Origin of the sequence: Paenibacillus aurantius, assembly GCF_032268605.1 — a bacterium.
Lineage (GTDB): Bacteria > Bacillota > Bacilli > Paenibacillales > NBRC-103111 > Paenibacillus_AO > Paenibacillus_AO aurantius.
This window is the reverse complement of record NZ_CP130318.1, coordinates 149,341-172,500: the sequence shown is the minus strand read 5'-3', so window position 1 is coordinate 172,500 and position 23,160 is coordinate 149,341. Positions and strand designations below refer to the sequence as shown.

The 23,160-nt window shown below is 59.0% G+C and carries 17 protein-coding genes (1 of these 17 only partly in view); 8 read left to right on the top strand and 9 right to left on the bottom strand.

The genetic code is table 11. The annotated features are described in order from the left end of the window. The 7 genes from ligA to MJA45_RS00745 form a co-directional block, all read right to left on the bottom strand. On the bottom strand, positions 1 to 1,023 hold the 5' portion of the coding sequence (gene ligA, locus MJA45_RS00775) for an NAD-dependent DNA ligase LigA (RefSeq protein ID WP_315607912.1). The gene continues 987 nt to the left of window position 1, outside the view; the window shows 1,023 of its 2,010 coding nt (coding positions 1–1,023); the start codon lies at positions 1,021 to 1,023; its stop codon lies beyond the left edge, outside the window. A gap of 84 nt (positions 1,024 to 1,107) precedes the next feature. Further along, positions 1,108 to 3,387, bottom strand: coding sequence for a DNA helicase PcrA (gene pcrA / locus MJA45_RS00770; RefSeq protein ID WP_315605423.1), 2,280 nt, complete (start codon positions 3,385 to 3,387; stop codon positions 1,108 to 1,110). Positions 3,388 to 3,441: 54 nt separating this feature from the next. Then, positions 3,442 to 4,122 carry a heptaprenylglyceryl phosphate synthase gene (locus MJA45_RS00765; RefSeq protein ID WP_315605422.1) on the bottom strand — a complete coding sequence of 227 codons (681 nt, stop codon included), beginning with the start codon at positions 4,120 to 4,122 and terminating at the stop codon, positions 3,442 to 3,444. Between the two features lie 192 nt (positions 4,123 to 4,314). After that, the gene (locus MJA45_RS00760; RefSeq protein ID WP_315605421.1) at positions 4,315 to 5,229 is read right to left on the bottom strand and encodes a DUF4340 domain-containing protein; all 915 of its coding nucleotides are present in this window, start codon (positions 5,227 to 5,229) and stop codon (positions 4,315 to 4,317) included. Further along, positions 5,226 to 6,623, bottom strand: coding sequence for a GldG family protein (locus MJA45_RS00755; protein WP_315605420.1), 1,398 nt, complete (start codon positions 6,621 to 6,623; stop codon positions 5,226 to 5,228). The genes MJA45_RS00760 and MJA45_RS00755 overlap by 4 nt, the downstream gene beginning before the upstream one ends. A gap of 13 nt (positions 6,624 to 6,636) precedes the next feature. Further along, the gene (locus MJA45_RS00750; protein WP_315605419.1) at positions 6,637 to 7,347 is read right to left on the bottom strand and encodes an ABC transporter permease subunit; all 711 of its coding nucleotides are present in this window, start codon (positions 7,345 to 7,347) and stop codon (positions 6,637 to 6,639) included. Then, positions 7,340 to 8,590 carry an ABC transporter ATP-binding protein gene (locus MJA45_RS00745; RefSeq protein ID WP_315605418.1) on the bottom strand — a complete coding sequence of 417 codons (1,251 nt, stop codon included), beginning with the start codon at positions 8,588 to 8,590 and terminating at the stop codon, positions 7,340 to 7,342. Before MJA45_RS00745 ends, MJA45_RS00750 begins: the two co-directional genes overlap by 8 nt. A gap of 242 nt (positions 8,591 to 8,832) precedes the next feature. Between MJA45_RS00745 and MJA45_RS00740 the strand changes: the two genes are divergently transcribed. Next, on the top strand, positions 8,833 to 9,825 hold the full coding sequence (locus MJA45_RS00740) for an oxidoreductase (RefSeq protein ID WP_315605417.1): 993 nt from the start codon (positions 8,833 to 8,835) through the stop codon (positions 9,823 to 9,825). A 162-nt stretch (positions 9,826 to 9,987) separates the two neighbouring features. On the opposite strand, the gene MJA45_RS00735 is transcribed toward MJA45_RS00740, so the two are convergent. Next, positions 9,988 to 12,483 carry a U32 family peptidase gene (locus MJA45_RS00735; protein ID WP_315605416.1) on the bottom strand — a complete coding sequence of 832 codons (2,496 nt, stop codon included), beginning with the start codon at positions 12,481 to 12,483 and terminating at the stop codon, positions 9,988 to 9,990. A gap of 230 nt (positions 12,484 to 12,713) precedes the next feature. On the opposite strand from MJA45_RS00735, the gene MJA45_RS00730 reads away from it, so the two are divergent. The 6 genes from MJA45_RS00730 (at position 12,714) to MJA45_RS00705 (ending at position 20,711) form a co-directional block, all read left to right on the top strand. Then, entirely contained in the window at positions 12,714 to 15,914 is a 3,201-nt protein-coding gene (locus MJA45_RS00730; RefSeq protein ID WP_315605415.1) for an FG-GAP repeat domain-containing protein, read from the top strand. A gap of 66 nt (positions 15,915 to 15,980) precedes the next feature. Continuing rightward, positions 15,981 to 16,232, top strand: coding sequence for an acyl carrier protein (locus tag MJA45_RS00725; protein ID WP_315605414.1), 252 nt, complete (start codon positions 15,981 to 15,983; stop codon positions 16,230 to 16,232). 4 nt (positions 16,233 to 16,236) lie between these two features. Next, positions 16,237 to 17,430: a class-II aminoacyl-tRNA synthetase family protein gene (locus MJA45_RS00720; protein WP_315605413.1), complete on the top strand. Its 1,194-nt coding sequence runs from the start codon at positions 16,237 to 16,239 to the stop codon at positions 17,428 to 17,430. 15 nt (positions 17,431 to 17,445) lie between these two features. Continuing rightward, entirely contained in the window at positions 17,446 to 18,378 is a 933-nt protein-coding gene (locus MJA45_RS00715; protein ID WP_315605412.1) for an SGNH/GDSL hydrolase family protein, read from the top strand. A gap of 166 nt (positions 18,379 to 18,544) precedes the next feature. Next, the gene (locus MJA45_RS00710) at positions 18,545 to 19,690 is read left to right on the top strand and encodes an MBOAT family O-acyltransferase (protein ID WP_315605411.1); all 1,146 of its coding nucleotides are present in this window, start codon (positions 18,545 to 18,547) and stop codon (positions 19,688 to 19,690) included. 52 nt (positions 19,691 to 19,742) lie between these two features. Next, positions 19,743 to 20,711, top strand: a complete 969-nt coding sequence (locus MJA45_RS00705; RefSeq protein WP_315605410.1) for a sugar phosphate isomerase/epimerase family protein — start codon at positions 19,743 to 19,745, stop codon at positions 20,709 to 20,711. Between the two features lie 216 nt (positions 20,712 to 20,927). On the opposite strand, the gene MJA45_RS00700 is transcribed toward MJA45_RS00705, so the two are convergent. Then, complete coding sequence (locus MJA45_RS00700; protein ID WP_315605409.1) at positions 20,928 to 21,152, bottom strand: DUF2759 family protein; 225 nt, start codon at positions 21,150 to 21,152, stop codon at positions 20,928 to 20,930. A 253-nt stretch (positions 21,153 to 21,405) separates the two neighbouring features. On the opposite strand from MJA45_RS00700, the gene MJA45_RS00695 reads away from it, so the two are divergent. Then, entirely contained in the window at positions 21,406 to 23,031 is a 1,626-nt protein-coding gene (locus tag MJA45_RS00695) for a nitrite/sulfite reductase (RefSeq protein ID WP_315605408.1), read from the top strand. Positions 23,032 to 23,160: the final 129 nt, after the last annotated feature.

Genomic DNA, 23,160 nt, shown 5'->3' with positions numbered 1-23,160 from the left:
CTCCACCGGCTCAACGCGGGCCAGAGGAGTCAGCTTGCCGGTACGCCCCACGTTCCACACGACGGAAAGCAGACGGGTCGTCGCTTCCTCTGCCTCGAACTTGTAGGCTACGGCCCAGCGGGGGAATTTATCCGTGTAGCCGAGCACTTCCCTCGTCCTCATGTCGGTGATCTTCACGACGCTTCCGTCGATCAGGTAATCCATCTGCAGCCGGGTTTCGGCAATCCGCTCCACCTCTTCGGCCACTTCTTCTATAGAATGAAGGAACTTGATGTAAGGATTGACCTTGAAATGGTTGTCCTTCAGGAAGATGACCATCTCCTGGTGATCGGTGAACTGAAGGTGGTCGGCGTAGCCCACATTATAGAAAAAGGCGTCCAGCTTCCGCGTGGCGGTAACGGCCGGGTTGAGGTTCCGCAGCGCTCCTGCAGCGGCATTGCGCGCATTTTTCAAGGGCTCGGCCGCGGTACGGTTGTACTCCTCCAGAACGGAGAGGAACATCAGTCCTTCTCCCTGAACCTCTATCATCCCCTCGGAGTAGGGAATGCTCAAAGGAACGGAGCGGATGGTGCGCACCTGCGGGAGAATACTCTCTCCCACGACCCCGCTTCCGCGCGTGGAAGCTTGAACAAGCTCCCCGTTATCATAGGTCAGGTTGAGCGTGAGGCCGTCGAACTTAAGCTCGACGACGAAGGACAGAGGAGGCAGCGGATCGTCCGGATGGTTGTTGTTGTACTGGTCCACGAGCTTGACGGCGCGGTTGTACCAGGCCATCAGATCGTCCTTGTTCTGGGCTTTGTCCAGACTCCAGAGACGGGCCTTGTGCCGGTGCTCGGCAAAGCCCTTGAGAAGCTCTCCTCCTACCCGCTTGCTGGGAGAGGACGGCAGAATGACCCCGCTTTCCCGCTCGAGCTCAAGAAGACGGTCGTACAGCTTGTCGTACTCCTTGTCGGTAAGCTCCGGGGTGTCCAGCGTGTAATAAAGGTAATTATGCCGGTTAAGCTCGGCAATCAGGCTCTTCATTTCCTCCAGGGATTCCCCGCCTGCCTGGGGTTGGGCCGTTTGATCCGCCACCGTTCCTTCATCCTTTCCATCGGTTCCCAAAATTTACTCTTTCGTAATCGGGGCAAACTTAGCCAGCAGCCGCTTCACGCCGACCGGGGCCGGGAAGGCGATGTGAAGCTCGGTATCGTCCCCGCTGCCTTTGACGGAAGCGACGACGCCCGTCCCCCACTTTCCGTGGGAGACGCGGTCGCCGACTTTGTAGTCGAGCACCGTGTTGACCGTAGCCGCGACCGGCTTCGCCCTGGCGGGGGCTGCCGCCGCCCTCGGAGCCGCCGTACTGCCGCCCCAAGGAGGAGTTATGCTGCGGCTGTAGCCGGAGGTGCTTCCCGCTCCCGAGCCGAAGCCGGGACGGCTTCCGAAACGGGAAGGCGAGCAGTCTTCCTTCAGTTCATCCGGAATTTCCGCCAGGAACCGGGACGGAGCGTTCGCATTGGTCCGCCCGAACAAGGTGCGCATACGGGCACAGGACAGGAAGAGGGCTTCCTCCGCGCGCGTAATGCCGACATAAGCGAGCCGGCGCTCCTCTTCGAGCTCCTCGTTGTCCATGAAGGCCCGGCTGTGTGGAAAGACGCCTTCCTCCATACCGATGATGAAAACGGTCGGAAACTCCAGTCCCTTCGCGCTGTGCATCGTCATCAGCACGATCGCATCCTTGACTTCCTCCTCTTCCGACTTGTTCATGGAATCGATGTCGGCAATGAGGGCAAGGTCGGTAAGGAAGGAAATAAGGGATTTGTCCTCGTTGCGCTTCTCGAAGTCCATCGTTACGGAGAGAAACTCGTCGATGTTCTCCACCCGGGATTTAGCTTCAAGCGTTCCTTCGCGCAGCAGCTCCTCACGGTATTTGGTCGCTTCGAGCACCTGCTCCGTCAACTCCGTCACCGACAGGTAATCGATCATACGGTTCATATTGGAAATCATCTCGTGGAACTGCATCAGCGCGCCCTTCGCGCGGGAGGTGATATCTAGGGAATGAACATCGTTAAGCAGGGCAAAAATCGACAGCCCCCGCTGGGCGGCCAGCTCGCCGAGCCGGTCCATCGTCGTATCCCCGATGCCCCGCTTCGGCACATTCACCACCCGGGTCAGCGAGATGTCATCATCCGGATTGGAGATGAGGCGCAGGTAGCCGAGAATGTCCTTGATCTCTTTGCGGTCGTAGAACTTGATGCCCCCGACGATCTGATAAGGGATATCGGATTTGATGAGAATTTCCTCGATTACCCGGGATTGGGCGTTGGTCCGGTACAGGATAGCGTGATCGGCATATTTTTTGCCGGCGGACCGGTTTTTATTAATTTGCGAAGCGATGAAGTAGCCTTCCTCGTGCTCCGAATCGGCCTGGTACACTTGAATCTTCGGGCCCTCCGGCTTGCTCGACCACAGGTTCTTCGGCTTGCGGCCCGTGTTGTTGCCGATGACCTTGTTCGCCGCCCCCAGAATATTGGAAGTGGACCGGTAATTCTGCTCCAGCAGAATGGTTGTGGCTTCGGGGTAGTCCTGCTCGAAGTTCAGAATGTTGGTGATATCGGCCCCGCGCCAGCGGTAGATGGACTGGTCGCTGTCCCCCACGACGCAAATCCGGTGATGGCTGTCCGCGATCATCCGGCAGAGCATGTATTGGGCCCGGTTCGTATCCTGGTACTCGTCCACGTGAATGTACTGAAACTTCTTCTGGTAGAAGTCGAGAACCTCCGGCACTTCCGTGAAAAGCTGGATGGTCGTCATGATCAGGTCGTCGAAGTCGAGCGAGTTGTTGCTTCTCAGCTTCTTCTGGTACAGCGTGTACACCTTGGCCGCAATGCCCTGGAAGTAGTCGCCGATCTGAGCTTCAAAACGCTCCGGGGTCACCAGCTCGTTCTTTGCTCCGCTGATGGCGGCCTGGACCGCCTTCGGATCGAATTTCTTCGGGTCGACGTTCAATTCCTTGAGGCAGGAGCGAATGACGGAAAGCTGATCGGTGGAATCGAGGATCGTAAAATTCGAGGTAAACCCGATGCGGGAAATGTCCCGGCGCAAGATCTTCACGCACATGGAGTGGAAGGTCGAAACCCAGATGTCGCGCCCGGACGGGCCGACGAGCTTCTCTACCCTTTCCTGCATCTCTCTTGCGGCTTTATTGGTAAACGTAATGGCGAGAATGCTCCAGGGAGCGGCTTTGTTCGTGGCGATCAAGTATGCGATGCGGTGCGTCAGCACCCGCGTCTTGCCGCTGCCCGCTCCAGCCATAATAAGAAGCGGACCGTCCGTCGCCTCCACGGCCTCCTTCTGCTGGGGGTTGAGCTTGTTAACCGCCTGAAAAATATCGACTGCTGGGTACATAGATATATCTTACCTTTCCTGACCGTCTTTGCCGCGGGAAGCGGAGGACGGACTTTATTTCAAAACCGTGGACAGCGCCCGTTCCAAATCTTCATAGATAATGTTGCCGACCACAATCGTATGGGCCGCTTCCGCCGCCTGCCTAGCCTGTTCTTCACTGGAAATGCCTCCGCCGTAGAAGAGGCGGGCCTCCTCCAGCACATGCTTAGCCTGACGGACCCACTCCATGTTCCCGAACGCACCGCTGTATTCCACATAAAAGACCGGAAGACGGAACAGCTTGTCCGCCAAGCGGGCGTAGGCCTTGAGGTCTTCTGGTTCCTCCAGCTCCTGCGCTCCGGTCAGCCGGGCGGCAGTGGAATCGGGATTCAGGATCACATACCCTTCCGGTACCACCCGGCTCCAGTCGAGCAGAGCTCCGTAATCCTTCAAAGCCTGGTGATGGCGGCCGGTAATCCATCGGCCCTGCTCCGTATTGAGAACGGAAGGTATAAAGTAAAGGTCGAATCCCGGAACGACCGCTTCGTCCGTGGAAATTTCCTGCACGCACGCCACCTCGAAGCGCCGGATGCGCGACATCAAATCAACCGTATTGTCATAGGTAACGCCTGAGGAACCGCCGACCATGATCGCATCGGTGCCCGACAGACAAAGCCTCTCGAGAGCCGACTCGTCCAGGCTGCGGTCGGGGTCAAGCTTGAATACATGCTTCCATGCGGAAATGTTCAAATTCACTTCTAGTGACCCCCGAAAACAAGATATCCCGGTTGAAACAAACGGGACTTCTTCAAGTCTATGACAGCCGTTCCGGAGTGTCAAATCCCTGTTTCCAGTATAAGAAACAGAACCTTTGTTCGCAATAGAAAAAACCCTTCCGGGCCGAAAGCCGGAAGGGTTCTGGTAACCTTTTTGCTGAGGGGATGGGGATTACGCCTTGCCCTTATCGGCGATCTCCTGGAGGGAAGCGGCGGGCACCGAGTAGGCCCAGGCTCCTCCTTCCTTGACGATCCAGACGTTATCCTTATCCAGCTTGCCGTGGAAGGTGGATGAGGTCGTCTTGCCCCCGTCTTCCTCCGTTACGACTATCGTAAGCTCCGGAGCATTCACCGCAACCTCGGACGCCGGCTTCACCAGCTGCTCCGTCGAGAGATTCGTGAGCTGCGTCAGAATACCGGAGCCCTCTTCGGGCTTAAGCTCCTTAGCCCCGATCTTCCACGTGCTTTCGAACACCGATTTGTCCGACTCGGCCTTCTCGAGCTTCCAGGATGTGCCCTTCCAGTCGAACTGCACGGTCTTGACCTTCTCGACGTTTACTTTGACGGCTTGCTTGTCCATAAAATCGAGCGGGGCTTTGGCGAGGTTCTGCAGGTTCGTATCGCTCACCTCATAGACCGCCGGCGAATTATCCAGCTTCACATACGAGCTGCCCGGCACGGGCATCGGACGGCCCACGAGGAGCTTGCGGACGGATCCGTCCTTCAGCGTCACCTGGTACTCCTGCTTCGGCTGTGCGAGGCCGTACTCGGCCAAATCGGCTGCATTGTCCGTCACCTTGCTGTCGTACGTCATAGACGAAAGGGTGCCGATCCATCCCTCCACCAGGTAGGAATTAAGCGGAAGCGGGGAAGGCTTTTTCATTTCCCAGGTGTCGTCCTTGCGGGCAATCTCCACCGCGTCCTGTCCATCCGAATAGGAAAGGGACTGAACGTCCCCTTCCGCCAAGGTCAGAAGCTGCTTCGAAGCTTCGTCGGATGGGGCCTTGAAGTAATCTTTGCTCGAGGCATACCAGAAGCCTCCGATGCAGAGCACCACCAGAATGAGGGTAGGAAGGAGACGCTTCATCCGGCTCTCCTCCTCCACCAGATCAAGCCTCCGGCCAGCAGGAAGAGCGCGGGAATCACGCCGACCGTGCCGATCAGAATCGATTTGCCTTGGGCCGGGGTGAGGACGACCTGCTGCATCTGGGCTTCCTCCTGAGGACGGATCGTGACGGCGTTCTTCTGCTCCTGCAGCCAGCCGACGCTGTTAAGCACGAAGTCGCGGTTGCCCTGCTGGGTAAGCCAATCGTTGGTCAGGAAGCTGCCGTTGCCGATGACAACCGCCTTAGGCTTGCCGTCCTTGTTCTCGACGGCATAGGCCAGATCAAGCGGTCCTTTCACATCCTGATCCGCCTGCTTGATGTCATTCGTGGTCAGGCGCTTGCTGAGCAGCTCATTTATATTCGTTTTGCCGTATGCACTGGTGGAGGTGTGGAGCAGAGCCGTCGCCGTGAAATCGGCGTTCGCCCCATCCTTGGCCAGAGCCAAAGCACCGGGCATGACGGTGATGCGGTCCTGCTGCGACAGCTTATCGGTAATCGTATGGGCCCCGTACTCCGGCACGATCGTCAACGGATCGGTCGAGAGGGACTTTTTGTTCTCGACGGCAAGGGCCTTTACGTTCTTCACCCCTACGGAAGCGAGGACGGCATCCCAGTTCTTCCATTGGTCCATATCCTTCGCGAGCCCGAGGGCGACCATCAGCTTGCCCTTATCCTTCACATAGTCCTGAACAAGCTTTGTCTCCGCCTCGCTCAGGTCGTTCTGCGGCCCCAGAATAAAGAGAGTCTCGGCATCGGCCGGAATGGCCGCTTCCTTCACCAGGTTCAGGTCCTTGACGGTGTAGCCCTCGGACTCCAGAGAGCTGCGGAAGGCGCTCGCGTTAGCAGAGGTCATTTCCCCATGGCCCGTCAGGAAGTACACGGTGTGCTTCTCGTTCGAGGTCAGGCTGAGCACGGCTTGGGTGAACTTCTCCTCCCCCGAGAAGGTATAGGAACCTTCGGCCGCGCCGCTTGCATACAATTCGTCGGCGTAGACGTTCTTCGTCTGGCCGTCCAGCTCGAAAACGATCGTGCCGTACCGGTCAATCTTGTATTTCTCGGCGAGCGTCGGCTTCTGCTTCGGATCGACTTCCTCGAACGTGAACTTGTTGTTGCGCTTGTGGTACTCCTGCAGCAGATCGGTGATCTGGCGGCTCACCACTCCCTGGCCGGGATCCGAAAAGGCCGTGACATGCACCGGCTTGTCGAGCTTCTGCAGCATCGTAACAGTCTGGTCCGACAGGGTGAATTTCTTATTCTTGGTTAAATCCCACTGGGTCCCCTTCAACGAATGGAGGAAGACCGTCAGGACGATAAAAATGCCCACGACCGCCAGAGAAAGCACGACCGCGTTGGTGCCTTTGATCCAGTTCTTCACGGTTGTCTTCCTCCTATCTCCAACGTTTTCTTTCGAGGGTTTGAATGCTCAGCACAATAAAGACAGCGATAAAGCTGATGTAAAAAAGAATATCGGACAGGTCGAGCACGCCCTTCTGCAGGTTGGTGGTCCGGCCGGCGATGGAGAATTGGCCCAGCCATTCCTTGCCCGACGTGTAGACGCTGTAGCCCATCCACTCGATCATCCAGAGCACGAGAAGCATCGCGAAGCCCGCGATCCCCGCCACCATCTGGTGGGCGGACAAGGTCGAGGCGAACAGGCCGACCGCCATCATGGCGGCGCCGAGCAGGAACATGCTCAGGAAGGAAAGCCACATGACCGGCTGGTCCAGCGGGCCGAACGAGGACAAGATGAGAGGGTACACCAAGGCGCCGGCGACCAGAAGGAACTGGACGATCACGGCTGCCAGGTATTTCCCGAGAATGATCTCACCGATCCCCGCAGGCGAAGTCAGGAGAAGCTCGTCGGTGCCGTGGCGAAGCTCATCTGAGACAAGCCGCATGGTCAAGAGCGGAATGACGAACAGGTACACGACCATAAAATTGCCGAACAGCGGGCGGATGTCCACCGTCTGGGAATTCAGGAAGTCCATGCTGAAGAAGAACCCGCTGATCAGAAAATAAAACGCGAACGCCACATAGGCGGTCGGGGAATAAAAGTACATCTGCAGCTCTTTGCGGGCGATGGCCCAGGTTCTACGCATCGGCGGAGTCCTCCTTTCCGTCTTCGATGCGGCCGGCGGCAGCCGGCTCGTCCGTCGTCAGCTTGAGGAAGATATCCTCCAGGCTCAGGCGGTTGCGGCGCATCTCAAGAATGGGATAGCCAAGCTCGGCCATACGGAAGAACAACGCTTCCCGCAGGTCCGCCCGCTCCCGGGCTGTCACTTGAAGCTTGACGGTGGAAGCCGCGTCTTCGGTTTCCGGTTCCCCTGCGGGCTGGCCATTGTCCGGAGCATCCGAATCACTCATGGCTCCCGTTGCGGAAGGCGATTCGGAAAGGCCGGTGGGATCCGCCGGATCCGAAAGACCTTCTGCCTCCGGCGCTTCAGACGTGAGTCCCTCTGTTCCAAGGTCCGCAGCATCGGTTTCGGGAACGGCGGTGAGCGCCGGATCCTCTGCTCCGGCAAAGGCCTCTTCCGGACGGGAGGCTTGCGGGGCTTCCCCGCCGGCTGCTTCCGTCCCGAGCTCGGTGACGGTATCCACGTGCGGAATCCGTTTGATTTCGCTGAGGATGATTTCACGCGGGCCTTTGACTTCCAGGCTCACCTCGAACGTCTCGCCCATCGTCTGGGCAATCCGTTCCGGCTTGTCGTCGAGCACCACGCGCCCCTGGTTGATGATCAGCACGCGGTTGCAGATCGCGTTAACCTCCGGCAAAATGTGCGTGCTGAGCAGAACCGTATGGTTCTCCCCGAGCTCCCGGATCAGCTGCCGGATCTCGATGATCTGCTTCGGGTCCAGTCCGGACGTCGGCTCGTCCAGAATAAGCAGGTCGGGCTGATGCAGGATAGCCTGCGCTAGCCCGAGGCGCTGCTTATACCCCTTCGACAGGCTGCGGATAATCTGCTTCTCGCGGCCTTGGAGACCCAATCGGCCGATTACGTCCGAGATGCGGGCCTTCTGATCACGGGCGGGAACATCCCGCAGGTCCGCGATGAACCTTAAATAATCCCGAACGGACATCTCGGGATACAGCGGCGGCGTTTCGGGCAGGTACCCGATCTTGCGTCTTGCCTTCTTCGGGTGATCGGCCATGGACAACCCGTCCACGACAATGCGGCCGCGGGTCGGGTTCAGGTACCCGGTAATCATCCGCATGGTGGTCGTCTTGCCCGCCCCGTTTGGCCCGAGAAAGCCTACGATTTCCCCGCGGCTCATCGAGAAGTCAATCTCCTCGACCCCGCGCCGGTTCGTATACAATTTGCTGACTTGATGGACTTCCAGCAATGCCTTGCCCCTCCTCTTGTGTTCTGTATGGGTGTACGATTTCTACGTTGCCATGCTTGCAGCATTTTCACTATAGGAAAGCTTCAATAAACCAACCTTAAAGAAAGTTAAAAATAACCTTAAAAAAATGTGTACAAATTGTGAACGAGGCAGACTGGAAGAGGAAGAGGGATTGAGGTAGAGTAGAGGGAGAACGTAGCGGAAGGGAACCACAACGGGAAACAGAGAGAGGAGTTGGAAAGATGGCTGCATCTTTTAGAGCATTGATCGTGGACAAAACGGAGGAGGGGTTCGTCCGTGAAATCCGGGAGTTGACGCGGGAAGACCTGCCGCCCGGAGAGCTTCTCATCCGGGTGCGCTACTCTAGCGTCAACTACAAGGACGGCCTCGCCGGCCAGCCGAACGGGCGCGTCGTGACGGCTTATCCGCTCGTGCCGGGCATCGACCTCGCGGGCGAGGTGGCGGAGTCCTCCGACGCCCGCTTCCCCGCCGGCTCCGAGGTGCTCGTCACCGGCTACGGCCTCGGCGTCTCGCACTCCGGCGGCTACGCCGCCTACGCCCGCGTGCCCGCGGACTGGGCCATCCGCCTGCCGGCCGGCCTGACGCCGCGCGAGGCGATGGCGTGCGGCACCGCCGGCTTCACGGCGGCGCTGTCCGTCGCCCGCCTGGAGGCGGCCGGCCTCGCGCCGGAGCACGGCCCGGTGCTCGTCACCGGCGCGACGGGCGGCGTCGGCAGCTTCGCCGTGGCGATGCTCGCGCAGCTCGGCTACCGCGTCGCCGCCGGCACCGGGAAGGCGGCGGAGCACGCCTTCCTGCGGGAGCTGGGCGCCGCGGAGGTGGTGCCGCGCGAGGAGCTCGCGCCGCCGGAGAAGCCGCTGCCGCTCGGCCTGCCGCGCTGGGCGGCCGCCGTCGACCCGGTCGGCGGACCGGCGCTCGCGCGGACGCTGGCGACGGTCCGCTACGGCGGAGCGGTCGCGGTGAGCGGCCTCGCAGGCGGCACGGAGCTGCCGGCGACGGTGCTGCCGTTCATCCTGCGCGGCGTGAGCCTGCTCGGCATTGACTCCGTGCAATGCCCGATGGAGGAACGCCAAGCCATCTGGCAGCGGCTCGCGGGCGACCTCAAGCCCCGGCGGCTGGAGGCCATGATCGGCGAGATTCCACTCGAGGACGTGCCCGAGGCGATGGACGCCATCCTGCAGGGCCGCATGCGCGGGCGGCTGGTGGTGCGGCTGTAGCGGGAAGGTAACACTCGGCCTTCCCGCCCGGCAAGGGTAGCAAGAAAAGGAAAAGACCAGCCCATAAAAAGAACAGCACAAAAAACCTACCGTTCCGGCTTGCCGCCTAACGGTAGGTTTTTTGGGTTTATCCAATCCGTTCCTTTTGCTCCCCCGCCCCCGTCACTTCACCAGCTGGCCGCGGGTGACACCAAGCTGGTTGGTCGCCTTCAGCTTCTTCCACACCTGCGTGCCGCTGATTTCTCCCCGCAGGGCCCGGCTGTACAGGTCGAGCACTTCCTTGACCTTCTCCGGCGTCTCTTCGAGAAACTCGACGCGGTAGTCGGTTACGCCAAGCTCGAGGAAATTCTTCAAATACTCCGAGCCCGACTGCTCAATCGCGTTGTAAACCGTGTTGCGGCAGCCTTCGTCCACCCGAACCGGGTGGGACATGCCGATGCGGTCCTGCAGCGATACGTTATGCTGCTCGCACGGGCGCCCGCAGTTCGTGTAGTCGGTGCCTTCGCTTAAGAAGGTGCAGTACACGCAGTGCTCCGTATGGAACATCGGCAGATGCTGATGGATGACGATCTCGAGCTTCGACGTGTCCGTCTTGCCGAGCAGATCCAGCATCTGCTGGATGTTCAGGTCGTAGGACGGCGTCACGCGGGAGCAGCCGGCGGCTAAGAACAGGTCGACCGCCTTGTGGTTCGCCACATTAAGCGAGAAATCCCCGATCAGCTCGGGATGATACTCTTCGGGGTGGTTCGCCCGGCGCTCCATATAATAGTAGAGAGCGCCCGTGTTGCGCACGAGCACCGCATCCGGCCGCAGGTTCGTGATGTTCTTGAAATACCCCGTTTCGCCCGGCATATGGATACGCGGCGTAGCCAGAGCGATACGGCGTCCCGCCGCCCGCACGGCCGCAACCGCCGCCGGGAACTGCTTGATGAACTCAAAGTCCGCGTAGATCCATTCGACGTCTGTCTCCAGGACGGCATGCACCTGCTCCAGCGTGCGGCAGAGGGCGGTCAGGCGCGGTGCTGAAGGGATGGCGGGCGTCAAGGCATCGCCGTACGTCTCCACTTCCCGCTTGACATAGGCCCGCGGCTGCTGACGCCCTTCTTCCAGGAGCTCGACGGCGCGGCGGCGGAGCTGGTTCAGCTCCCGCATCGGCAGGATGATGTCCCCGTTCAGCTGCACATCGAGCCCGTCGAGCGCATAGATCGTCCCGCCCAGGCGGCCGAACTGCTCGGCGAACAGCGCTTCGTCCATCGGACGCTTCTGCGCCGTCTCGAGCGGCAGCTCCGATACCACTTCCACGGTGCGGTTCTCGAGCATGTCGGTCCACCAGGTCCGAAGCGGCTGTCCAACCGTGCCGAGCACCTTTACGCGAACCGGGAACGTCCGGTACGGCTTGTCGGTTTCGAACGTCTGGCGCAGCCGTTTGTCGAGGTGCGGGTCGTTCGTTTTCCAGATGCGGTCGCCGACATGGAGCCGTCCCAGGTTCACATCGTTCCGGCCGGGAACGATCTCAATGAGGCCTCCGGGAGCTTCTCCCTCGAGCTTGACGCCTTTGCGGCGGATGTCATAGACGCGGCCGCCCTCTTCCTTCTTGGTCGGGTCGCCGGCATCGAACACGATCCCGTCCCCTCGCTTAACCGGAGCTTCTAGCTCGCACACGACGCCGTCGCGCAGAATCTGCTTCACCCGCCCGAGATATACACCGCGGCTCTTCGGATACGTTCCTTCCACGAGCTTCTTGTTGTTCGTTCCCTTCAGGAAGCCGTGGGTGAAGCCGCGCGAGAAGCTCTGCTCAAGCTCCCGCAGCTCCTCCTTCGTCGGCTGGGGATTCTCCCCGTCGAAATAGCGGTCGATCGCCTTGCGGTACTTGCTGACGACGTTCGCCACATACTCGGGGCTTTTGAGGCGTCCTTCGATTTTGAATGAGGTCACCCCCGCCTCGATCAGCTCGGGCACCAGCTCCAGCGCCGCCAGGTCCTTCGGCGACAGCAGGTAGGCGATGTCCCCCATCGGCTTCTGCACCCCGTCAACCATCAGGTCGTACGGAAGCCGGCACGCCTGCGCGCATTCCCCGCGGTTCGCGGAGCGTCCTCCCCACATTTCGGAGGTGAGGCATTGCCCCGAATACGACACGCACAACGCCCCGTGCACGAACACTTCCATCGGCTGCTTGGCCTGCTCCCCGATCGTCTTGATCTGCTTCAGGTTGTTCTCCCGTCCAAGCACGACGCGTTCGATATCAAAAGGCTTCGTAAACTCGACCGCCTCCGGGGACGTGATCGTCATCTGCGTGGACCCGTGAATCGGGAAATCCGGCGAGATTTCGCGGATCATTTTGACCAGGCCTAAATCCTGAACGATGACCGCGTCCACCCCGGCGTCGATGCATGCCTCGATCAGCTCCTTCGCGTCCGCCAGCTCGTTCTCGAATACGAGAATGTTGAACGTGAGGAAGCCCTTTACTCCATAAAGATGAAGAAAGGACATGATCTCCGGCAGCTCGTCCATCTTGAAATTGTTCGCCCGGGCGCGCGCGTTGAATTTCTCCACTCCGAAAAAAACGGCATTGGCCCCGTTCGCCACCGCCGCCCTCAGGCAATCCCAGTCGCCCGCCGGCGCCAGCAGCTCTATATCTTCCCTGCGTATGGTCCGCATGTTGTTCCTCCCAGTTGAAATCTATCGAAAAAGAAATCTATCGAAAACGGCCGGCTCTCGCAAAGCCGTATCCTTTAAGTTTACCAGAAAACCGGGCCCTGTAACCATAAAAACAACCGGGGAATTAAGTTTTTTCCGTGGAAATTCCGGGATCCGACGCCATTCGGCCTTTGTTAACAAAAAACGCGTAAAATGGTATAATGCCGTTATCCTTACGATAGAGGTAGATTATGAAATATAGGAAGCGTCTCATACCGGCAGCCTTGGTGATGGCACTCCTGGCCTTGGCCGTCCTTTTTTATGTGCGGAAGGTGGACACCGTCCGTCTTCTGTACGTCCTATCTGATTCGGGAGGCGATCTTTCCGCTTACGACAATTTCCGGCAGACGCTTCTCGCCAATGCCGAGGTGGACCAAGCCGCCCTGAACGGGGTAACCAAGCGGCAGTTAGGCTCGTACGATGCCGTCTACCTCGATCCCGCCCTGGCGGGGACGGACCTCCTCAAGGCTTCGGCAAGCAAGCTGGAGGCTTATGTGCGGGAGGGCGGCCACCTGTTCCTTGAGAACGATTTCGCTTCCGACTTTCCCTCGGCCTTTCTCGGTGGCTCGGCCGTTCAGGACGTTCCGGCGGAAGCTGCCGGAGGGCTGGCCTTCACGTACCCGCAGGTAGATGCCCATGCTTCGGGCATGCAGGAGGTTGTCCAGCTGTTCGCGGGTAATTTCAAGAACCACGTCGGCATGAGCCATCTGCCGGGCTTCGTCTGGGGCAAAGGGCTCGTGCCGACAACGGCGCAAACGCTCGTTTCGCTGAACGGCCTGTCCCTGATGACGGTGAACCAGGAGGGCAAGGGCAGCGTGCTGCTCGCCTCCTCCTTCCTGCCGAACCGGTATTTCCTTACCGGCTTCGACCTGCAGAGCGGGATGGACCCGAAGCGGGGCTTCGCCGAACGGATCAAGCAGGACAAAACGAACCTCGCGCCCAAGCCGAGCGTCGCTTATTTCGACCGGTCGGAGCTTCCGCTCGACGCTTACTTCCAGTTCGGCTTCGCCACGGCCAATTACCAGCTGCGCAACGAATTCCTCACGTATGTCGCGAAGGAGCGGTACGGCTACAGCGTGAAGAAGGTGCTCGGCCCTTACGGGCGTCCGGCCATGGCGTACCAGAATCATTTTGAGGCTCTCCCGGCGTTCCGCGACAAGGAAGCGATCCAGTGGGCGGAGCTCTTGAAGCAGCACAACATGATTCCCTCGTTCTCGCTCGTCCGGGCCGCCTTCGATTGGGGCCAGTGGCATGAGGACGTGACGGTTCATCTGAACACGGGAACGTCGGCCAAGCCCCATTTTACCGGCCCGTACGTGAACTCGTACTACGGAAGCGGGGTCCGGCTCTCAGGCGACAGCGGCCCGCTGCTGCAGGCGAACTACCCCAAGTATAAGTCCTTGGGGGATCCGATCGAGATGCCGTACCGGGCGTACCCGGCGCTCGCCGACCTGGACGGCGACGGCCGCGTTGACCTCATCACCGGCAGCGCCGACGGCACGCTCGCGGTGTACCGCGGCCTGGGCAGCCGCCCGGCCGCCTACGCGGACCAGCCGCTGCCGGAGGGCCTCACGCCGCCGGACGCGTTCGGTCCGGCCGAGCCGCTCCAGCTCGCCGGCGGAGGGCCGCTCGCCGCGGGCGCCTATACCGCCCCGGCGGTGCTCGACGCGAACGGCGACGGCCGGCCCGACCTGCTCCTCGGCAACGAGCGCGGGGACCTGCTGCTCGCCCTCGGGGAGGGCGGGCTGCGGTTCTCCGCTCCGGTGCCGGTGCAGGCCGGCGGCCAGCCGGCGCGCGTCGGCGCTTACGCCGCGCCCGCGGTGGGCGACGTGGACGGAGACGGCATTCCCGACCTCGTGGTCGGGGATGCCGACGGTGCCGTCCGCGTCTACCGCGGGCTCGCGGGGCGGCCCGGCGCGTTCGGCGCGCCGGAGGAAGCCGCGCGGATCCGCGGGCGCTTCGCGGCGCCGTCGGTGCGCGACCTGAACGGCGACGGCCGGCCCGACCTGGCGGTCGGGGGCAGCGAAGGCGACGTTCAGGTGTTCGTGCGCGAGGACGGCGGCTGGGCGAAGCGGGATCCGCTCGGCGGCGACAACCTCAACCAGATGGGCACCCCCGCCCTTGTCGGCGGGCACAACAGCGTGCCGCTCTGGTATGACATCAACCACGACGGCAAGGACGACCTGATAGTCGGCCAGCTCGAATTCGGACCGGCCGTTGCTTTGGACAATCCGAAGTTCCCGTACAAAGCCGAGCTGAACGAATTCTTGACCTATGCGAAGGACCATTACCTGGAGCTTTACCCGCACTTGTATTTTCATAATTACTTAAGCGATGAACAGGAGAAAACGGAGATCGCCCTGCACCGCAAAGCGTTCGGAGCCCTCGGCCTTCCTTGGACCGAAACAGGTACGAACCAGCACACGTGGCGCATCAACAACCCGAACCGTCTCCAGACGCTGGTGAACGAGAACAACGCGGGCATCTGGTTCAACTTCGGCTTCCGGCCTTCCCATGCGCCGTCCGAGCCGCAATACGGCCCGGATTACATGTGGGGCCTGCCGTTCCAGCTCTCGGATCCGTCCGTGAAACGGCCGATGCTCATCTACACGCCCGCCCCGAATCTGTGGGAGAACGAAACGGGATCGAGCAAGGACATCTTCGAGGCGTACATCGCCCAGGATATGCCGATCGACTATTTCGATCATATCGAGTACCATTTTCCTGCGGCCGTTTCTCTCTCCGATGAGGAGAAGAACGCGCGCCGGCTGAAATACGAGAACGCGATGCGGTACGTGACCTACACGGACAGCATCCGGACCCAATACGATTATAACTTCATGACCGAGATCCAGATGGCCCAGTCGTTCCTGACGACGCTGAATTCCCGGGTGACCGTCTCGCACTCCTGGGGAAGCTACCTGCTCGACCGTTTGAAGGACAAGCTCGGCAAGGGCGTCCACCTGAACGTCATGCTGACGCCTGCCGGAAGCGTACCTTCCCAGGCCGGCGGCTATGCGGGCACACTCGGAGTCGCCATCGAGCCGGGCAAGCCTTTTGCCCAAGCGCCGCTGGCGGTAAGTTCCGACTTCCATACGGCTCAGCACGGCACCTTGTATGCCGGACTGGCCGGCCCGACGAAGCTCGGCGTCTCCTTCGGGGAAGCGGGAAGGCATGTCGTCCGCTCCAATGTCCCGACCGAGATTCAGAAGGACGGCGAGACTTGGACGATCCGGCTGAACGCGGACGGCATGCAGCAGATCAAGCTGTACAGCCCAACGCCACTCGTGATTGAAGGACCCGACCTGCAGATCGAAGAAAACCAAGAGCAGCATACGTATACCGTCACTCACTTCGGGGCCGCGGTCAGCTTGACCGTGCGCTCCCCGTAACCTCGGCTTTTTTGGAACGGACTGCCGGACATCCCTACTTCATTATTTAATCAGGAGGAATCCACCATGGACAGCATTGCCAAGGAACTGGAAACCCATATTCGCGAGCGCTACGAAATCGAACCGGATGACGACGAGTTTACGCCGGAGGTTCATCTGTTTGACTACGGCTATATCGACTCCATCGGGGCGGCGGCACTGATCGCTCATATCGAGAAAACGTACGACGTCCAGGTCACGAACCAGGACCTGATGCTTTACCCGATGAACACCATTAACGAAATCGCCGCCTTTATCGGTCAGAAAACAGGGAGGTAACCTCATGGAATGCATCATCTCGCTGGAGCGTCTTGCTCCCTCCCAGCACGGGCAGGTCAAATACGCCTCCGCTTTCGTCGACGAAACGATCGAAGACATCACGCTCGAGGACGGAACGCTTCGCATCGTTCACCACTCCCCCAAGGGCAATGAAGGGATTGAAGCACAGGTAAACCGCCTGATCGACCGCTTCTCCAAGGGAGACTTCGGCTTCAAGGAAAGCATCCTGTTCGAGAACAAGGGGCCGAAGCCGTACAACGGAGATATTATCGCCGAGCTCGCCGAACGCAAAATCATCAAGGTGCTTGAGCCGGGGCTGTTCATTTTCCGGGAGCCGTTCTCGAGCCTCATGAGGTTTATGGACTATGCCTTCGTCACGAAGGTGGCGGGCCGCTTCGATGTGAAGGAAGAGCATTACCCGGCCGTTATTCACAGCGAAACGCTGAACAAGACGAACCATTTCACCTCGTTCCCGGAGCACATTCACTTCCTGACTCATCTGCGGGAGGACCTCGACGTCATCGAAGCGTTCTCGCAGTCGGTGCGCGACCTCGGCGGATGGAGACTGTCCGATCCGCTGTCCCTCGATGAGACGATGCCGAAGCCGAAATTCACCATGAATCCTTCGACGTGCTACCACTGCTACGAGGGGCTGCAGGACGAGGTGCTCGAGGGTGACGGCGTCGTGGTCTCGGCTATCTCCAAGTGCCACCGCTTCGAATCGAAGAACCACAGCGACTTCGGGCGTCTGCTCGATTTCAGCATGCGGGAGATCATTTTCGTCGGGAAGCCGGATTTCGTGAAGGAGAACCGGCTGAAATCCATGGAGTACCTGAAAGAACTGGCCGCCGAGTGGGAAATGGACAGCTTCATGGAAATCGCGAACGACCCGTTCTTCACGAACGATTTCCAGACGAAGGCCTCGTTCCAGCGCAATCAGGAGATGAAGTATGAGCTTCGCTTGACGATTCCGTATCTCGATAAATCGATTGCCTGCTCCTCTGTCAATTTCCACAGCAACACCTTTGGCAATGCCTTTAATATCAAAATGGGCAAGCGTCCCGCCGTCACCGGCTGCGTAGGCTTCGGCATCGAGCGCTGGGCGTTCGCGTTCCTGTCCCAGTTCGGACTGAATGAAGCCGATTGGCCGGCCGCCTTCCGCGAGCAGTATGAGGCGTGGAAGCAAAAATCCTTGTAAGAAGTAGGTTTAGCGATGAAGGCTTGGCAATTTATCCGGAGCATCCGGTTCGTTCTGCTGCTCCTCCTTGGCTTCTTCCTGGTGGATGCCGCAGCTGCGTACTGGAATCCGATGGTGACGTCCATGCGGTTCCGAAAGAACGACTTTACCAAAACGATCTCTCATCACGGCGGCGCCGAAAGCGGACGGGTCTTCTTCGGAAACTCGGCGGTCACCGGCGCCTATATGGAGGACAAGTCCCGTTATCCCCTCGTGGAAATGGGACTTTCCTACGGAAAAATAACCGATCTCCAGGCCATTCTGGAGCATCCCTGGTACGAGGTGAAGGACCAGCTCGTGCTCGGCATCGACGTGCATACGATGCTGGACAAGCTCGATACCGATCCGACCTACCCTTGGCACAAAAAGGCGTATCAGCCCTACCTATACGCCTACCGGGATTATTTCAAGGAAGCTTTGACGGATGGTGCCCGGCAGCTGTACAAGGGAACGGTGGAGCTGAACCGCTCCGAGCTGTTCGCCTATGAGCCCAAGTGGAACGACAAGGAGCTGTACTTCGGCCGCAACAAGCCCGAGGAGGACGCCCGGGATTGGGAGCGGTACGAGAAGCTGTTCAACGGCAGCCGGCTGGAGAACGGCGATTTTGCCGACAACCTGGCGGCGCTGGACCGGGTGATGACCGACGTGCAGGCCAAGGGCCTTGATTTCAAGGTGGTCTGGATGCCGCTCAACCCGGCCCGCCCTCACCCGGCTTATTTCGACGCCCTGAAGGCGGAGGTAAACCGCCGGCTGCAGGCCCGGCAGGTGCCGGTGCTCGACCTGACGGACCGTTATCCCGAGGAGCTTTTTCATGACCTGGTTCATTTGAACCGGGAGAAGGGGGCCCCGCAGTTTACGAAGGAGGTGGACGAATGGCTCCTGTCGTTCGCAAAGCCGTCGAAGTCCTAGCCTATCTGATTATGCTGATCCTGGTCCTGATCTATTTTACGGGCGAAGGGATCTTTATCTATGAGAAGTTCTAGTGCCTTGTCCGTTAACGGGAAAGTCACTAAGTCAAGCAAGGGGCTTGCCGGAGGATACCCGCTTCCGTTAGGCGCCAAGTAAGGAGTCCGAAATGTTCTTCATCAACATGAATGCCCTCGTGGCCATGGCCGGCATGATCGCCGTTCTGATGCTGACCCGGTGGTGGCCGCTTAACAAGCGCGTCCTGCTTCTCTTCTTCAACCTGGCCTTCCTCGGCGTGTTCAGCCAGAAGCTGTTCCTGTTCGCCGTGGTCTACACGGCGCTGAACTATGCGGGCTTCCTCTTTCTGTGCCGCACGGCCTCATACCGGAAGCTGTGGTTCGTGCTCTCCATTGTTCTTAACGTGGCGGCCGTCTCCTGCGTCCGTCTGTTCGTGATGGAGGTCTGGACCCATCCGCTGTTCGATGCGGTGATCTGGATCGGGCTGATTTACTACGTGCTGAAGGTCATCGACGCTTACTATTTCGCGTACTTTCTCGGTAAGGACGCCAAAGCGCCCGCGCTCGATTTTTTTAATTATATCCTGTTCGTTCCGACCTTCACCTCCGGGCCGATCCTGAAATTCCGGGACTTCATGGCCGACACGAAGAAGCCCTATTCCATCAACGCCGCCCAGTTCGAGGAAGCCGTCAAGCGCATCATTCTGGGCCTCTTCAAGAAGATCGTGCTCGTCACCTGGGTGTCCACCGCGTTCGATCATGTGCTGGCCGGGGAGCTGCATACGGCGCAGTCGCTTTTTCTCATGGTGTGCTTCTATGCCTGGGTGTACTTCGATTTCTCGGGCTACTCGGATATCGCGGTCGGCATCGGCCGGCTGTTCGGCTATACCATTCCGGAGAACTTCAAAAAGCCGTTCCTCTCCCCTACCCTGACGCAGTATTGGCGCAACTGGCACGCCACGCTTGGGGATTGGTTCCGCGACCACATCTTCATGTTCTTCTCCCGCAAAACTCCGTCCCGATGGACGGCCGCCGGCCTCTCCATTCTCATCATGGTGCTCATCGGCTTATGGCACGGGTTTACGGTGCTGTACGTGATCTGGGGAGTGTACCACGGGCTTCTGCTGGCGCTGGAGAACCTGCTCGGGTCCACCCTCGTCAACAAGAAAAAGGTCTCGAAGCCGTACTTCTACTTCCGCTGCTTCCTGACCCAGCTCGCCGTTCTCGCCGCCATTATCATCTATGGGGGAACCCAGGAGACGGTGCTGCGGATCTACCGCGGTCTCCTTTCTTTTTGAGGCAGGAGTGGTATAATTTATTGTAGCTTTTCACTCTTTTGGAGGTGTACCTATGAAGTTAGGCGTTTTTACCGTTCTGTTCGCCCAGCAGCCTCTTGAGCAGGCTCTGGACTACATCAAAGCCAAAGGCTTGGATGCTGTAGAGATCGGCACCGGGGGTTATCCCGGTAATGCTCACTGCGACCCTAACGAGCTTCTTAACGACGACAGCAAGCTGAATGCCTTCAAAAAAGCCATCGAGTCCCGCGGTCTGTTCATCAGCGCTCTAAGCTGCCATGCGAACCCGCTGCATCCGCAGAAGGCGCTGGCCGGGCCCGATCAGGAGCTCATCCGCCAAACCATCCTGCTCGCCGAGAAGCTGGAGGTTTCCGTGGTCAATACGTTCTCGGGCTGCCCCGGCGACAGCGACAATGCCAAATACCCGAATTGGCCGGTTTCCCCGTGGCCTAACGATTACCAAGACCTGTTGAAGTGGCAGTGGGAAGAGAAGGTTATCCCTTACTGGACCGAAACCGGGAAGTTCGCTTCCGAGCATAACGTCAAAATCGGTCTGGAGCTTCATGGCGGTTTCTCCGTACATACTCCGGCTACTCTGCTTCGTCTCCGTGAGGCGGCAGGCGAAGCCATCGGCGCCAACCTCGATCCGAGCCACATGTGGTGGCAGGGCATTGATCCGGTCCAAGCCGTCCATATCCTCGGACGGGCCGGTGCGATCCATCACTTCCATGCGAAGGATACGACAATCGACCCGATCAACGTCAGCCGCTACGGCTTGACGGACATGCAGTCCTACACCCAGATGCTCGACCGCGCTTGGCAGTTCCGCACCGTCGGCTACGGCCATGACCTCAAGACGTGGGCCGACATCATCAGCGCTCTGCGTCTCGTGGGCTACGACTATGTCGTGAGCATTGAGCACGAGGACGGCCTGATGTCTATCAACGAAGGCTTTAGCAAAGCCGTCGACAACCTGAAGCAGGTGCTGATCAACGATCCGGTCGGGGAAATGTGGTGGGTGTAAGGCCCCCCCTGCTCCCGGCGTACCCTCAAAAGGCCGTTCTTTCCGGTTAAGGAAGGAACGGCCTTTTTTCCTGCAAGCTGCGTCTAGTGCCGTATTCGGTAACTTTGTTGGCGAGAAAGCAGAACAACATAGACGGCAAAAAGCCCCTGCCTGCCGGCAAGGGCTTTTCGTGCTGCCATCCGTTCCGATGCTTTCTCCTAAGGAGAGGGAATTCGCCTAGCTCATCCAATGCTGGATCATAATCAAATCCATAAACAGGAAAACAACCAGGGAAACGATCCCGAAGCCGATCGCGAACTTATTTTTCTGGCGTGCCGTCAAGGAGCGAAACACACCCCATGCAATCAGAATGGTAAACACAATAATGAAAAGATCGAACACGTCAAAGGTACTGGCCGCCTCCGCAGCTGCCGCCGGTGCATCCTCTGCCCAATAAAACATGAGAGAGACCCTCCTTAGTCAAAAATCACCTATTCTATTCCTCTATGTTATCTTTTGTGGGAAGCTGTTGCAAGTTTTTTTGAGATCCGTAACAACATTGTCAACATTTCGCCACGTTTTGTTATAACCCGAAAGCCCGGTTGCCATAACGAATCCTTATAGAAGTTTCCGTTTACGCTTCCCCCCTGATGTGGTACGATTAAGGTATATTTCATACCTTTTTTATCGGAATTTATGGGAGGCTTATACGAACATGGCTTATGAACCGATTTGGGCGGCGGACCCGTCCAAGCTGAACAAAGTCGAGCTGCAGAAGCTGGAGAAGGACGGACTCGATGTGATCCGCACGATCATCGAGAAGTACGCCCATGAAGGTTACTCGGCCATTACGGAAGACGACATGAACCGCTTCAAATGGGCGGGCGTGTACGAGCAGAAGCCGAAGGACGGCCACTTCATGATGCGCGTGAGAATCAACACCGGCGCCATGACGAGCGACCAGGCTAGAGCCTTGGCCGGCATCGCCCGCGATTACGGACGGAACCTCGTGGACGTGACCACCCGCCAAGCCATTCAATTCCACTGGTTGACCGTGGAGAACCTTCCGGATATCTTCAAACGTCTCGAGGCTGTCGGCCTTTATTCGTACGAAGCTTGCGGAGACTGCCCGCGTACCATCGTCGGCAATCCGCTGGCCGGGATCGACAAAGACGAGCTGATGGATACGAGGGACCTCGTGGAAGAGGTAAACTCGTTCTTCTTACTCAACCGGGATTTCTCGAACCTGCCCCGTAAGTATAAAATGTCCATCTCCGCCAATATTTATAACACCGCCCATGCGGAGATCAATGACTTGGCCTACACCCCGGCCACTAAAGTGATCGACGGCGAGACGGTGACCGGCTTTCACGTCTGGGTAGGCGGCGGTCTCTCGGCCAAGCCTCACCTGGCGAAGAAGCTTGATGTCTTCGTTCGTCCCGATGAAGTGCTTAAGGTGGCGGTCGGCGTCACGACTATCTTCCGCGACTTTGGCTACCGCGAGAAGCGCCACCAGGCGCGTCTGAAATTCCTCGTGGCCGACTGGGGCCCGGAGAAGTTCCTCGAGGAGCTGAAGAAGCTTACCGGCGAACTGGAGACGGCCGGCGAAGACCGGATCGTGGGCTGGAACGCCGCTTACTTCGACGGGGTTCACCCGCAGAAGCAGGAAGGCCTCAGCTATGTCGGCCTGAATGTTCCTGTCGGACGCTTGGATGCCGATGAGCTGACGGAGCTCGCCCGCGTTTCTGATGAATACGGATCGGGATCCATTCGGACGACGATGTCCCAGAACATTATCGTTCCGAACATTCCTAACGAGAAAGTGGCCGCCCTGCTTCAGGAGAAGGTGTTTGACCGCCTGACTCCCGATCCGAAGCGCTTCATGAGCCGTACCGTTTCCTGCACGGGGAACGAGTTCTGCAACCTGGCCATTGTCGAAACGAAGGAACGCGCCCGTCGTGTAGCGGAATACCTCGATGCTCATGTAGACCTCGAGGAAGAGGTGCGCATCCACTTCATCGGCTGCCCGAATGCGTGCGGCCAGAAGCATATCGCGGATATTGGGCTCCAGGGCTCCCTTGTGAAGACGCCGGAAGGCATGGTCGATGCGTTCGACATCGCCGTAGGCGGCATTCTCGGGCCGAACGCCCAGCTTAACAAAGCACTGAAGGGCCGCGTAAAAGGCGACGATGTAGCCCCTGTGCTCGCCCAGCTCATCCTCTTCTACAAAGAAAACAGGACCGGCGGAGAGAGCTTCCATCAATTCGTCAACCGCGTGGGAACCGAGGCTTTCCAAGACAAACTGACGACGATTCTCGCTCAAGGCAGCGTCGCTTCTTAATCTATTAACCAAAGAACACCTTCGGGTGTTCTTTTTTTGGTTTCTTTTGCCGATATATCCCCTTAAAAGGGCTGGCTTCCGGCGAAAGCTATGGATGTCATACCCAACCAGTAATTATTTCCAAGGAGG

Excerpts from the sequence above, each read along its gene's own strand:
- pcrA (WP_315605423.1), bottom strand. The coding sequence starts at position 3,387 with ATGTACCCAGCAGTCGATATTTTTCAGGCGGTTAACAAGCTCAACCCC.
- MJA45_RS00760 (WP_315605421.1), bottom strand. The coding sequence starts at position 5,229 with ATGAAGCGTCTCCTTCCTACCCTCATTCTGGTGGTGCTCTGCATCGGA.
- MJA45_RS00750 (WP_315605419.1), bottom strand. The coding sequence starts at position 7,347 with ATGCGTAGAACCTGGGCCATCGCCCGCAAAGAGCTGCAGATGTACTTT.
- MJA45_RS00740 (WP_315605417.1), top strand. The coding sequence starts at position 8,833 with ATGGCTGCATCTTTTAGAGCATTGATCGTGGACAAAACGGAGGAGGGG.
- MJA45_RS00735 (WP_315605416.1), bottom strand. The coding sequence starts at position 12,483 with ATGCGGACCATACGCAGGGAAGATATAGAGCTGCTGGCGCCGGCGGGC.
- MJA45_RS00730 (WP_315605415.1), top strand. The coding sequence starts at position 12,714 with ATGAAATATAGGAAGCGTCTCATACCGGCAGCCTTGGTGATGGCACTC.
- MJA45_RS00725 (WP_315605414.1), top strand. The coding sequence starts at position 15,981 with ATGGACAGCATTGCCAAGGAACTGGAAACCCATATTCGCGAGCGCTAC.
- MJA45_RS00720 (WP_315605413.1), top strand. The coding sequence starts at position 16,237 with ATGGAATGCATCATCTCGCTGGAGCGTCTTGCTCCCTCCCAGCACGGG.
- MJA45_RS00715 (WP_315605412.1), top strand. The coding sequence starts at position 17,446 with ATGAAGGCTTGGCAATTTATCCGGAGCATCCGGTTCGTTCTGCTGCTC.
- MJA45_RS00710 (WP_315605411.1), top strand. The coding sequence starts at position 18,545 with ATGTTCTTCATCAACATGAATGCCCTCGTGGCCATGGCCGGCATGATC.
- MJA45_RS00705 (WP_315605410.1), top strand. The coding sequence starts at position 19,743 with ATGAAGTTAGGCGTTTTTACCGTTCTGTTCGCCCAGCAGCCTCTTGAG.
- MJA45_RS00700 (WP_315605409.1), bottom strand. The coding sequence starts at position 21,152 with ATGTTTTATTGGGCAGAGGATGCACCGGCGGCAGCTGCGGAGGCGGCC.
- MJA45_RS00695 (WP_315605408.1), top strand. The coding sequence starts at position 21,406 with ATGGCTTATGAACCGATTTGGGCGGCGGACCCGTCCAAGCTGAACAAA.